Raw genomic sequence first — 12,759 nt, 5'->3', positions numbered from 1 at the left:
GCGTTTCACGTCACGCGCTGATAATAGCGTGTCGGGTGCGCCCGCATCGCTTCAATATCGATGCCGTCGAGCAGCCAATGCAGTTGCTCGGTTCTGAGCTTGAGCACCGCTTCCTTACGCGGCCAAACGAAACGATCCTGCTCGAGCCGCTTCATCAACAGCCAGAAGCCGTTACGGTCCCACAGCAGCATCTTGATGCGATCGCGGCGCTGATTGCTGAATACGTACACGGCCTGCTCGAATGGATCGAGCTTCATCGACTGCTCGACTATGGCTGCAAGACCGTTGATGCTCTTACGGAAGTCAACGGCGTCCCGGTGCACATAGACCTTCAGCTCATCGCTTAGCCGGAACATCACACCGTCCCAGTGTTTCGATCATCACTGATAGAAGCGCTGCGTCGTTCTTGCCGCATTCGAGCTTAAGCGTGATGCCGTTGGGCATCTGCGCCGTCAGCGTCGACGCGGCCGCTGCATTTGCTGGCGAACTAGCGGTCGCGGCCAACGATGAAGACCTGACGGAATTGTGCTCGACGAGCGCCTGTTCACTGCTAACCATAACGACCGGCACGAATGCCGACTCTGCGGTCGACGACTGCGTCGAATCCTCAGAGAGCCGTTGCTGATGCAGCTTGATCCATTTGCGCAGGAGATTCGCATTAACGCCGTGCTGCAGTGCGAGTCCTGCGACTGATGCTCCCGGCTCCAGGCAAGCCTCGACGAGTCGGCGTTTGGTATGCCGATCGAATCGACGCTTACCGTCTATGCCAACGCTGACGACCTTCAGGCCCGACGTTTCTGAATGTTGTTCTGTCATAAGGTGTCCACTGAAAATCAGTGGACATAGCCTGCACGCTCAGATCGCTGAGTGCTAGACGCCCATTTCTGCGCGCTTACTGAGTTACTTTACCTAGAACTTGATGAAGTAGCTATGGGGCGTCAGTTGATGGCGGTCAGGCCACGCGGTGTACATGGTGAGTTTGTATTTCATTTTCTGGCGACGCAGCGGCAACGGTTGATCGCGTTGGCTTCTGGCAATCTCATCCCGGGGCTTTCACGGGGTGATATTTTGAGTCTGACGGTGTCGGTTCCAGAACGAGAGGAACAACAAGCAATTGCCGATTGTTTGTCAGCCCTTGATGATGTAATTGCCGTCCAAAGTCAAAAGATCGATGGCCTTCAAGCCCACAAGAAGGGCTTGATGCAGCGGTTATTCCCGGCGCTGAGTGAGGTGCAGGAATGAAGCCGGGCCAAGCCTTCGCCGATCTGCCCGCGCTGGCCGTGCAATTGCGCCAGGAATTGGAGAGCAAAAAAACCATCCTGCTCTATGCCTACAACGGTACCGGCAAGACGCGGCTATCGATGGCGTTCAAAGACATCGGCAAGCAGGGTGATGCCCGCGACACGCTCTACTTCAATGCCTTTACCGAGGACCTGTTCCACTGGGACAACGATTTGGATGGTGACAGCGACCGCCGCCTTACGCTCAACGCGGCCTCGCGCTTTTTTGTCGGCCTAGCCGAGCTGGAGATGGACAACCGCATTCGTCCGCTGCTGCAACGCTATGCGGATTTTGATTTTCGCATCGATACGCAGGAATGGGTGGTGCGCTTCTCGCGCACGGTGGACGGGCCGCCCATCGACAATATCAAAGTGTCGCGCGGCGAGGAAAACATCTTTGTCTGGTGCTTCTTCCTTGCCATCGTCCAGTTGGTGCTGGATGGTGCCGAGGCTTACCAGTGGGTGAAATACATCTACATTGACGACCCAATTTCGTCGTTGGATGAGCACAACGCCATTGCCGTGGCTAACCATTTAGCGCAACTGCTCAAGCGACCCGAAAGCAAGCTCAAGACCGTGATCTCGACGCACCACACGCTGTTCTTCAATGTGTTGTGCAACGAGCTGGGCAAAGCCCGCAAGTATTTCGTCAATAAGAACTCAACCGGTAGCGGGTACATGTTGCGAGAGGAAGCAGGCGACACGCCGTTCTTCCACCATGTCGCCGCCTTGGCTGAGTTGTATCAGGCTGCGCAGGAAGACCGGCTTTTCACCCATCACTTCAACATGCTGCGCACCATTCTGGAGAAGACAGCGAGCTTCCACGGCCACAGGAACTTCTCAGCTTGCATCAAGCAGGAAGACGATGACCCAGATGGCATCTTGCACGCACGCCTGATCAACATCCTGAGCCACGGCAGCTATTCACTGTTCGAGCCTCAGCAGATGCTGGACGAGAACAAGGCTTACTTTAGGAAGATCCTGCATGACTTCCTAAATCGCTATCCCTTTAATCCCGATTTATTTCCTCAAGCCGTTGAGGAAGCAGACCCCCAATGACTGATCTCGAAAAACAAAAACTGGGCAAGACCCTCTGGGCCATTGCCGACCAACTGCGCGGCGCCATGAACGCGGACGATTTCCGCGACTACATGCTGGCATTCCTGTTCCTGCGCTACCTGTCCGACAACTACGAGGCTGCTGCAAAAAAAGAGTTGGGGCCGGACTATCCGCAGCAGATCGACGGCTCGGTATCCACCCCTCTGCAACTCTGGTACGAGGGCAACCTAAACGATGTGCCTGAGTTCGAGAAGCAAATGCGCCGCAAGGTGCACTACGTGATCGAGCCGCAGTTCCTGTGGGGCAACATTGCCGAGATGGCACGGACGCAAGATGCGGCGCTCCTGAAAACCTTGCAGAGCGGCTTCAGTTACATCGAGAACGAATCCTTCGCCAGCACCTTTCGGGGGCTATTCTCGGAGATCAACCTTGCATCCGACAAGCTTGGTAAAACCTATGTCGAGCGCAATACCCGCCTGTGCAAGATCATCAAGGAAATTGCTGACGGACTGAAGCAGTTCTCTACCGACAGCGACACGTTGGGTGATGCCTATGAGTATCTGATTGGTCAGTTTGCGGCTGGCTCGGGCAAGAAGGCAGGCGAGTTCTACACCCCGCAGCGCATTTCGGACATCCTATCGGCCATCGTGACGCTCGATAGCCAGGAGCCTGCTACGGGTAAGCGTTCCCATCTCGACAGCGTGATGGATCTGGCCTGCGGTTCAGGTTCCCTGTTGTTGAATGTGCGCCACCGTATGAAGGAAGCAAAGGGCACGATTGGGAAGATTTACGGCCAGGAAAAGAACATCACCACCTATAACCTGGCGCGCATGAACATGCTGCTGCACGGGGTGAAGGATTCTGAGTTCGAGATTTTCCATGGCGACACCCTGCTCAACGAGTGGGACATGCTGCGTGAAACCAACCCGGCCAAGATGCCGAAGTTCGACGCGGTGGTAGCCAATCCCCCCTTCAGCTACCGGTGGGAGCCTACTGAGGCACTGAGTGAGGACGTGCGGTTCAAGAATTACGGCTTGGCACCCAAGTCGGCTGCGGACTTTGCTTTCCTGCTGCACGGCTTCCATTTCCTGAAGCAAGACGGGGTAATGGCCATCATCCTGCCCCACGGCGTGCTGTTCCGTGGCGGTGCCGAAGCACGCATTCGCACCAAGCTGCTCAAGGATGGCCACATCGATACGGTGATCGGCTTGCCCGCCAACCTGTTCTTTTCCACCGGCATTCCTGTGTGCATCCTGGTGCTCAAGAAATGCAAGAAGCCCGATGACGTGCTGTTCATCAACGCGGCAGAGCATTTCGAGAAGGGGAAGCGGCAGAACCAGATCCTACCTGAGCACATCGACAAGATTATCGACACCTACCGGTTCCGAAAGGAGGAGGTTCGCTATTCGCGGCGCGTGGGCATGGAGGAAATCGAGAAGAACGATTTCAATCTGAATATCTCGCGCTACGTGAGCACGGCGGAAGCCGAGGAGCAGATCGATCTCGCGGCAGTGCATGCGGAACTGGTTTCGTTGGATAAGCAAATCAAACTGGCCACCGAGCGCCACAACGCATTCCTCAAGGAGCTGGGACTGCCTATGCTGCCATGATGCGCATCGCCAAGGCCAAGACAGGTCTTGGCTGCCAACCGAGATGAAGAAAGGCAAGCTCACGCGCTTGCCTCAATCTCGAGACGTAGGCCAGTCGCGCCAACTCTGTCACCCAGTCGCACAACTGTGGCGCCAGTCGCACATACTCTGGCGCCCTACGGCTGCAACGCCTTCAGACGTCAATATTCCCCGCCCGCAACGCATTACTCTCGATAAACGCCCGCCGCGGCTCGACGTCATCCCCCATCAGGGTAGTAAAGATCCCATCCGCCGCAATCGCGTCTTCGATCTGCACACGCAGCAGGCGCCGCACTGCCGGATCCATCGTCGTTTCCCACAGCTGCTCGGGGTTCATCTCGCCGAGGCCCTTATAGCGTTGCTTCGACACGTTCCGTTCAGCATCCGCCAGCAGCCACTTCATCGCGCTCTTGAAGTCGGCCACGGCCATGCTGCGCTCACCGCGCTTGATGACCGCCCCTTCCCCAATAAGCCCCTTGAACGTATTCGCCGTCGTCACGAGCTGCTGATAATCCGCCGTATGCTGGAATTCCTGGTCGATGACCGAAACCCGCACGTTGCCGTGATGCGTGCGCTCGACATGCAGCGCCCGCTGTTCGCGAACCGCGTCATACGAAGGCACCACGCGCACTTCGTTCTTCAGCGCTTCATCATGCAACGCAGCGTGCAGCGCCTTAGCCGAAGCCTCGGTCGACTCCTCGTTGGAAAGATCGATCACCACCCCATCCATGACGGCTTCCAGCGCGGCCGGGTCATACAACCGGCTCAACCGATCGATCACGCTCTGCGACAGCAGATACGACCGTGCCAACTCCCCAAGCGCATCGCCCGAAATCGCCGCCGCATTCTCACCCGGCACCAGCTCCGACCCTTGCAGCGCCAACCGCAGCATGTGCGCGTTGAGCTCCACGTCATCCTTCAGATACCGCTCGTCCTTGCCCGCCTTGATCTTGTAAAGCGGCGGCTGCGCGATATACACGTACCCGCGTTCGATCATGTCCGGCATCTGGCGATACAGGAACGTGAGCAGCAGCGTCCGGATGTGCGCACCGTCGACGTCCGCGTCGGTCATGATGATGATGCGGTGATAGCGCAGCTTCTCGAGGTTGTAATCGTCCTTGCCGATCCCACACCCGAGCGCAGTCACGAGCGTGACGATCTGCTCCGACGACAGCAGCTTGTCGTAGCGCGCCTTCTCGACGTTCAGCACCTTGCCGCGCAGCGGCAGGATCGCCTGGAACTTCCGGTCACGCCCTTGCTTGGCCGACCCACCTGCCGAGTCACCCTCGACGATGTAGATTTCGCACTTCGCCGGGTCTTTCTCCTGGCAGTCCGCGAGCTTGCCCGGCAGGCCGACGCCGTCGAGCACGCCCTTGCGGCGCGTCATTTCACGCGCCTTCCGCGCAGCATCACGCGCCCGAGCCGCTTCGACGATCTTCCCGCAGATGATCTTCGCGTCGATCGGCGTTTCGAGCAGGAACTCTTCCAGCGCCTTCGCCACAACTTCCTCAACCGGTGCACGAACCTCGGAAGAAACCAGCTTGTCCTTCGTCTGCGAGCTGAACTTCGGCTCCGGCACCTTCACCGACAGCACGCACGACAGCCCTTCGCGCATGTCGTCGCCGGTCGTCTCGACCTTCGCCTTCTTCGCGATTTCGTTGTCGGTGATGTACTTGTTGATGACGCGCGTCATCGCGGCCCGCAGGCCGGTCAGGTGCGTGCCGCCGTCGCGCTGCGGAATGTTGTTCGTGAAGCACAGCACGTTCTCGTTGTAGCTGTCGTTCCACTGCATCGCGACTTCGACGCCCACGCCGTCCTTCTCGCCGTTGGCGAAGAACACGGTCGGGTGCAGGTTGGTCTTCGTCTTGTTGATGTACTCGACGAAGCCCTTCACACCGCCGGCGAACGCGAAATCGTCTTCCTTGCCCGAGCGCAGGTCGGTCAGACGAATCCGCACGCCGTTGTTCAGGAACGAAAGCTCGCGCATCCGCTTCGCGAGGATGTCGTAGTGATACTCGACCGTGCCGAAAATGGTCGGGTCGGCCATGAAGTGCACTTCGGTGCCGCGGTTCTCGGTGTCGCCGGTCACGAGCATCGGAGACACTTCCACGCCGTCCACCACCTCGATCACGCGATCCTGCGCGACGCCACGGTGGAATTCCATGAAGCGCTTCTTGCCGTCGCGGCGCACGGTGAGGCGCAGCCAGCTCGACAGCGCGTTCACGCACGACACGCCCACGCCGTGCAGGCCGCCCGACACCTTGTAGCTGTTCTGGTCGAACTTGCCGCCGGCGTGCAGCTCGGTCATCACGATCTCGGCGGCGCTGCGCTTCGGTTCGTGCTTGTCGTTCATCTTCACGTCGGTCGGAATCCCGCGGCCGTTGTCGGTCACGGAAATCGAGTTGTCGGCGTGAATCGTCACGTGGATGTCGTTGCAGTACCCGGCCAGCGCTTCGTCGATCGAGTTGTCGAGCACCTCGAACACGAGGTGGTGCAGACCGGTGCCGTCCGACGTGTCGCCGATGTACATCCCGGGGCGCTTGCGCACCGCTTCCAGACCTTCGAGGATCTGGATCGACGAAGCGCCGTAGCTGCTGTTATCGGGTTGCGAATTGTGCTGTTCACTCATGGATATCTTCCGGTTCTGCGGGGCCACTCTCGTGGCGGCGCGGTGCGTTTCAGCGAGAGAAATCGCCGGGCCGCTCCAGTTTCCTGGCCCGCCCCAGGTGCCGAAAAGGCACTAAAAGGGCGGGTTGTCGGTTCGCCATAAAAACGCCAAAGGGGCTTGCCGCCCCCTGGTGTGTGTCGCGATGTCGAGCGCGTCAGATGCGCATCGGCATCACGACATACTTGAACTCGTCGTTCTCGGGCACGGTAATCAGCGCGCTCGAGCTGGCGTCTCCGAGGCTCACCTGCACGGTGTCGACCTTCAGGTTCGCGAGCACGTCGAGCAGATACGTGACGTTGAAGCCGATGTCGACGGTATCGCCCTGGTAGGCGATTTCGAGTTCTTCCTGCGCCTCTTCCTGATCGGCGTTGGTCGACATGATCTTCAGCTGGCCCGGCGCGATGATGCAGCGCACGCCCTTGAACTTGTCCGAGGTCAGGATTGCCGCACGCTGCAGCGAACGCTGCAGTTCTTCACGGCCGATCTCGAACGTGTTCTTGTGCGCCTTCGGGATCACGCGCTGGAAGTCGGGGAACTTGCCCTCGACGAGTTTCGACACGAGCTCGACCTGGCCGAAGGTGAACTTGGCCTGGGTTTGCGCGATGTCGATGGTGACGGTGTCGTCGATGTCCTCGAGCAGGCGCTGCAGCTCGAGAATCGTCTTGCGCGGCACGATGACTTCCTGGCGGCCGAACGTGCCGCCTTCGAGCTTCATCGACGAGAACGCGAGGCGGTGGCCGTCGGTGGCCACGGCCATCAGCTGGTCGCCGTCGACGACGAGCAGCATGCCGTTCAGGTAGTAGCGGATGTCCTGCTGCGCCATCGCGAAGTGCACCATGCCGAGCAGCTGGCGGAACGACTTCTGCGGGACGGTGAGCGTGGCGCCGAAATCCTTCGCCTGCGCGACGGTCGGGAACTCGTCGGCCGCCAGCGTCTGCAGCGCGAAGCGGCTCTTGCCCGATTGAACGGTGAGGCGCTTGTCCGCGAGCGACAGCGTGACCTGGCCGTCAGGCATCGCGCGCAGGATGTCGAGCAGCTTGCGGGCCGCGACGGTGGTCGCGATCTGGTCGCCGCCGACGCCGAAATCGGCGCGCGTGGTGATCTGCAGCTCCAGGTCGGTCGACAGGAATGAAACGTCCGGGCCGTTCTTGGTGATCAGCAGGTTGGCGAGGATCGGCAACGTATGGCGGCGTTCGACGATGCCGCTGACCGTTTGCAGCGGCCTGAGGAGGGTGTCTCGTTCGGTCTTGACCAGTTGCATAGAGTTCCTTCGTTGAGTAACGGCCTGCAGCGCAGCAGCCTCGCAGCGCCCCGCCGGCCGGGCTCTTGGCCCGCCACCACCGGGGCGGTCAAACCAGTATTGTGCCTCAAAACCGAACCGCCCCCCTTAAATTGGGGCGGAGGCCGAATTATCAAGCGCGGTGCGCGCGCTCAGCCCTTCAGCGTCTGTTCCAGTACGTGCAGCTCGTGGTTGAGCTGCGCGTCCTTGCTGCGCTCGTCGGCGATCTTGCGCACCGCGTGCAGCACGGTGGTGTGATCGCGCCCGCCGAACAGCTCGCCGATTTCCGGCAGGCTCTTCTGCGTGAGTTCCTTCGCCAGGTACATCGCAATCTGCCGCGGCCGCGCGATGTTCGCGGGGCGCTTCTTCGAGTACATGTCGGCGACCTTGATGTTGTAGAAGTCGGCGACGGTCTTCTGGATGTTCTCGACCGAAATCTGCCGGTTCTGCACGGTCAGCAGGTCCTTCAGCGCTTCCTTGGTCAGCTCGATCGAGATCTCGCGGCCGTGGAACTTCGAATACGCGAGGATCTTGCGCAGCGCGCCTTCGAGCTCACGCACGTTCGAGCGCAGGTGCTTCGCGACGAAGAACGCGACGTCTTCCGACAAATTCACGCCTTCCGACTGCGCCTTGCGCATCAGGATCGCGACGCGCATTTCCAGTTCGGGCGGCTCGATCGCGACGGTGAGGCCCGAGTCGAAGCGCGAGATCAGGCGATCGTCGATGCCCGAGATTTCCTTCGGATACGTGTCGCTGGTGATGATCACCTGCGCCTTGTTCGCGACCAGCGCCTCGAACGCGTAGAAGAATTCCTCTTGCGTGCGCGACTTGCCGGAGAAGAACTGGATATCGTCGATCAGCAGCAGGTCGAGCGAATGGTAGTAGCGCTTGAAGTCGTCGAACGCCTTGCGCTGGTACGCCTTCACCACGTCCGACACGTATTGCTCGGCGTGGATGTAGCGGATGCGCGCGCCGGCCTTGTCGAGCAGCAGCTGGTTGCCGATCGCGTGGATCAGGTGGGTCTTGCCGAGGCCGACGCCGCCGTACAGGAACAGCGGGTTGTACGAGATGCCGGGGTTGTCCGCGACCTGGATCGCGGCGGCGCGCGCGAGCTGGTTGGCCTTACCGGTCACGAAGTTGTCGAACGTGAGCACGGGGTTCAGCTTCGAACGTTCGTACATCGAATCGGCTTCGCCGCCGTTCGCGGGGCGGCGCCGGGGCCCGGGCGCCACGTGCGGCGGCCGGCTGCGGCTTCGTGCGCGGGCAGGCTCGGCAGGTCGATGTCGGCGTCGTCGGCGTTCAGGTGGTGCGCGGCGGCCGCCGACGGCGTCATCGGCACGTCGGCCGGCGCGGCAGGCGCAGCGGAAGCATTCGCGGTCAGGTTGGCGGCGATCGCGGCGACCGTCGCGGCCGGGCCGTTCGGGGTCAGCGGTGCACGTGGCGCGGCCGGCGCGGTGCCTGCCGCGGCGCTGCGCATGCCGGCCTTCGGATCGAGGACGAACTGGACTTCGATCGGCGTGTTCCAGAATTCACGGGCCAGATCGGAGATCCGGCCCGAAAACTGGCTCTTGACCCAGTCCAGCTTGAAGCGGTTCGGCGCGGCGATGGACAGCGTGTTCGCCGACGCATCGAAGGCCACCGGGGCCAAGGGTTTGATCCACGTCACGTACTGCTGGGGCGTCAGCTCGCGCTCCAGCAGTGCGGAACAGTGTTGCCAGAAATCGTTCATCAAGTAACTGTCGTTTTTTGCGTGCACAGCGCGGCTCGCCGGCGCCCTTGTCGCAGTCGCGCAACAAGGCCCGAAGCGGTCGTGCGAGCGTGCCTCGGACGCCTGCGTCACAGTGTTGGAGGGGCAGGCGCGAGCCGAGGCGGCGTGCGGGATTCTTGGAGATAAGGCGAGATTCTAACGCCAAACGCGGCCACAGCGGGACTTATCCACAGGCTGGGTTTGTGGGTCGCGGGGCCGGATCGGCGTGGCCCGGCACAGGCGAGCGACTCGTAAAGTATTGACCGTCAACGGAAAAACGGTTTAAATAGCGGGTTCCGCGAAAACCAATCCTGTATTCCCGGCGATTGCGTTCGCCCGAATGCCTCCGGTTAAGGGCACGCGGTCCCCTGAATTTCGACATTCTCGAACAAGTGAGAACATCATGAAACGTACTTACCAACCGTCCGTGACGCGCCGCAAGCGCACCCATGGCTTCCGTGTCCGCATGAAGACGGCAGGTGGCCGCAAGGTCATCAACGCTCGCCGCGCGAAGGGCCGCAAGCGCCTCGCCATCTAAGGCAGGTTGCGCGCTGTGTCCGCCGTCCGCAGTCCTGCGGAAGGTGCCGTCGAGCCGGGTGCGAATCCGTCGCAGACGAAAGCCGCCTTCCCGAAAGCTGCGCGACTTCTGAAAACGGATGAATTTTCATCCGTTTTTCGTTTGCGCCCGTGGCGGCGTTCCGCGCACTTCGTGATCTACGGCAAGCCGACCGGTCAGCCTGCACGCCTGGGGCTCGTCATCGGCAAGAAGTATGCGCCGCGTGCAGTAACACGTAACCTCGTGAAGCGGCTGGCGCGCGATCAGTTTCGCCTGCGCCGCGCCGAATTCGCCGGTTACGACCTGCTGCTGCGGCAGCACACGCGCTTCGACAAGAAAGCGCTGCCGAGCGCGGCTTCCGCCCCGCTCGCGGCGATGTGCGCGGCCGAGATCCGCGAACTGCTCGACAGGGCAGTCCGGGAAATCGCCCGCCGGGCGTCGAAGCCCGCGTCCGAGTGACGCATCCGTGCCCCGGTGCGGCGTTCGCGCCCGCCCGGCCGGTTTTGACGCGGCGTCGTACGGCGCCGCCCAAGGTATGAAAACGGTATTGATCGCCTTGCTGCGCTTCTACAAGGTTGCCGTGAGCCCGATGCTCGGCAACCGTTGCCGTTTTTATCCTTCCTGTTCGGATTACGCGCGCGAGGCAATCCAGTATCATGGCGCCGCGCGCGGCACGTATCTCGCCGTCAGGCGCGTGTGCCGATGCCACCCGTTTTCCGCGGGCGGCATCGACCTCGTCCCGCCGCCCAACTCCGACACTCGCGCTCGCGGCGAAGCCGACGCGCGGTCCCATCGACTCTGAGACAACGCATGGATATCAAACGCACCGTCCTATGGGTGATCTTCTTCATGTCAGCTGTCATGCTGTACGACAACTGGCAGCGGGACCATGGACGCCCGTCGATGTTCTTCCCGAGTGCCACGCACACGGCCCCGGCCGCTGCCGGCGGCGCATCGGGCACGAGCGCGACGACCGCAGGTGACGTGCCTGCCGCTGCAGCCGGCGCCGCACCGTCGACGACGGCCCCGGCCGCGCAGGCGCAGCTCGTGAAGTTCTCGACCGACGTGTACGACGGCGAAATCGACACGCGCGGCGGCACGCTCGCGAAGCTGACGCTGAAGAAGCAGGGCGACGGCAAGCAGCCCGACTTGTACATCACGCTGTTCGACCACACGGCCGGCCATACGTATCTCGCACGCACGGGCCTGCTCGGCGGCGATTTCCCGAACCACAACGACGTCTACACGCAGCTGAACCCCGGCTCGACGTCGCTGACGGGCGACCAGAACACGCTGAAGCTGTCGTTCGAATCGCCGGTGAAGGGCGGCGTGAAGGTCGTGAAGACCTACACGTTCACGCGCGGCAGCTACGTGATCGGCGTCGACACCAAGATCGACAACGTCGGCACGGCACCGGTCACGCCGACGGTCTACATGGAACTGGTGCGCGACAACACGGCCGTCGAAACGCCGATGTTCTCGCACACGTTCCTCGGGCCGGCGGTCTATACGGACGCGAAGCACTTCCAGAAGATCGACTTCAGCGACCTCGACAAGAACAAGGCGAACTTCGAGAAGTCCGCGGACAACGGCTGGGTCGCGATGGTGCAGCACTACTTCGCGTCGGCCTGGATTCCGCAGCAGGGCGCGAAGCGCGACATCTACGCTGAAAAGATCGACCCGACGCTGTACCGCGTCGGCGTGAAGCAGCCGGTCGCGGCGATCGCCCCGGGCCAGTCGGCCGATGTGCAGGCGCGCCTGTTCGCCGGTCCGGAAGAAGAGCGCATGCTCGAAGGCATCGCGCCGGGCCTGGAGCTCGTGAAGGACTACGGCTGGGTGACGATCATCGCGAAGCCGCTGTTCTGGCTGCTCGAGAAGATCCACGGCTATGTCGGCAACTGGGGCTGGGCGATCGTGCTGCTGACGGTGCTGATCAAGGCCGTGTTCTTCCCGCTGTCGGCCGCGAGCTACAAGTCGATGGCGCGCATGAAGGAAATCACGCCGCGCATGCAGGCGCTGCGTGAACGCTTCAAGAGCGATCCGCAGAAGATGAACGCCGCGCTGATGGAGCTGTACAAGACCGAGAAGGTCAATCCGTTCGGCGGCTGCCTGCCGGTCGTGATCCAGATCCCGGTGTTCATCTCGCTGTACTGGGTGCTGCTCGCATCGGTCGAAATGCGCGGCGCGCCGTGGATTCTGTGGATTCACGACCTGTCGCAGCGCGATCCGTTCTTCATCCTGCCGGTGCTGATGGCCGTGTCGATGTTCGTGCAGACGAGCCTGAACCCGACGCCGCCGGACCCGGTCCAGGCGAAGATGATGAAGTTCATGCCGATCGCGTTCTCGGTGATGTTCTTCTTCTTCCCGGCAGGTCTCGTGCTGTACTACGTGGTGAACAACGTGCTGTCGATCGCGCAGCAGTACTACATCACGCGCAAGCTCGGCGGCGTCAAGAAGAAGCCGGCCTGACGTTCGTTGCATTCGCGGGTGGCCAGCCATCCGCGATGCGCGCAAAAAAAGCCGCATGGTTCGTGACCATGCG

General features: G+C 61.3%; 11 protein-coding genes and 1 pseudogene. 7 read left to right on the top strand and 5 right to left on the bottom strand.

Going from position 1 to position 12,759, the window contains the following annotated elements; translation table 11 throughout:
• Positions 1-5 precede the first annotated feature (5 nt).
• Together tnpB and tnpA are read right to left on the bottom strand one after the other, a co-directional pair.
• A complete protein-coding gene (gene tnpB, locus SY91_RS02500) occupies positions 6-356 on the bottom strand; it encodes an IS66 family insertion sequence element accessory protein TnpB (protein ID WP_011695106.1) in 351 nt (116 codons plus the stop codon).
• The gene (gene tnpA, locus SY91_RS02495; protein ID WP_011695105.1) at positions 337-816 is read right to left on the bottom strand and encodes an IS66-like element accessory protein TnpA; all 480 of its coding nucleotides are present in this window, start codon (positions 814-816) and stop codon (positions 337-339) included. Before tnpA ends, tnpB begins: the two co-directional genes overlap by 20 nt.
• 51 nt (positions 817-867) lie before the next feature.
• On the opposite strand from tnpA, the gene SY91_RS02490 reads away from it, so the two are divergent.
• The 3 genes from SY91_RS02490 to SY91_RS02480 are packed head-to-tail and all read left to right on the top strand — an operon-like array spanning position 868 to position 3,949.
• Positions 868-1,242, top strand: coding sequence for a restriction endonuclease subunit S (locus SY91_RS02490; RefSeq protein WP_260632413.1), 375 nt, complete (start codon positions 868-870; stop codon positions 1,240-1,242).
• Entirely contained in the window at positions 1,239-2,339 is a 1,101-nt protein-coding gene (locus SY91_RS02485; RefSeq protein ID WP_023478000.1) for an AAA family ATPase, read from the top strand. Before SY91_RS02490 ends, SY91_RS02485 begins: the two co-directional genes overlap by 4 nt.
• On the top strand, positions 2,336-3,949 hold the full coding sequence (locus SY91_RS02480; RefSeq protein ID WP_023478001.1) for a type I restriction-modification system subunit M: 1,614 nt from the start codon (positions 2,336-2,338) through the stop codon (positions 3,947-3,949). The genes SY91_RS02485 and SY91_RS02480 overlap by 4 nt, the downstream gene beginning before the upstream one ends.
• A gap of 172 nt (positions 3,950-4,121) precedes the next feature.
• On the opposite strand, the gene gyrB is transcribed toward SY91_RS02480, so the two are convergent.
• The 3 genes and pseudogenes from gyrB to dnaA all read right to left on the bottom strand — a co-directional run bounded on the left by gyrB (position 4,122) and on the right by dnaA (position 9,643).
• Positions 4,122-6,596 carry a DNA topoisomerase (ATP-hydrolyzing) subunit B gene (gene gyrB / locus SY91_RS02475; RefSeq protein WP_023478002.1) on the bottom strand — a complete coding sequence of 825 codons (2,475 nt, stop codon included), beginning with the start codon at positions 6,594-6,596 and terminating at the stop codon, positions 4,122-4,124.
• Between the two features lie 193 nt (positions 6,597-6,789).
• On the bottom strand, positions 6,790-7,896 hold the full coding sequence (gene dnaN / locus SY91_RS02470) for a DNA polymerase III subunit beta (RefSeq protein WP_006490996.1): 1,107 nt from the start codon (positions 7,894-7,896) through the stop codon (positions 6,790-6,792).
• 170 nt (positions 7,897-8,066) lie between these two features.
• Positions 8,067-9,643 (bottom strand): annotated as a pseudogene (gene dnaA, locus SY91_RS02465) (chromosomal replication initiator protein DnaA).
• Positions 9,644-10,064: 421 nt separating this feature from the next.
• Here dnaA and rpmH point away from each other — a divergent pair.
• The 4 genes from rpmH (at position 10,065) to yidC (ending at position 12,686) form a co-directional block, all read left to right on the top strand.
• Positions 10,065-10,199 (top strand): 50S ribosomal protein L34, encoded by a 135-nt coding sequence (rpmH, locus tag SY91_RS02460; protein ID WP_004198824.1) that lies wholly within the window; start codon positions 10,065-10,067, stop codon positions 10,197-10,199.
• Between the two features lie 15 nt (positions 10,200-10,214).
• Complete coding sequence (gene rnpA / locus SY91_RS02455) at positions 10,215-10,676, top strand: ribonuclease P protein component (protein ID WP_006489941.1); 462 nt, start codon at positions 10,215-10,217, stop codon at positions 10,674-10,676.
• A gap of 76 nt (positions 10,677-10,752) precedes the next feature.
• Positions 10,753-11,019, top strand: coding sequence for a membrane protein insertion efficiency factor YidD (gene yidD / locus SY91_RS02450; RefSeq protein WP_006489939.1), 267 nt, complete (start codon positions 10,753-10,755; stop codon positions 11,017-11,019).
• Positions 11,020-11,027: 8 nt separating this feature from the next.
• Positions 11,028-12,686, top strand: a complete 1,659-nt coding sequence (gene yidC, locus SY91_RS02445; RefSeq protein WP_023476458.1) for a membrane protein insertase YidC — start codon at positions 11,028-11,030, stop codon at positions 12,684-12,686.
• The last annotated feature ends 73 nt before the right edge of the window (positions 12,687-12,759 follow it).

It is taken from the genome of Burkholderia cenocepacia, assembly GCF_014211915.1.
In the GTDB taxonomy this organism is placed as follows: Bacteria; Pseudomonadota; Gammaproteobacteria; order Burkholderiales; family Burkholderiaceae; genus Burkholderia; species Burkholderia orbicola.
This window is presented reverse-complemented; position numbering and strand designations above follow the sequence as displayed.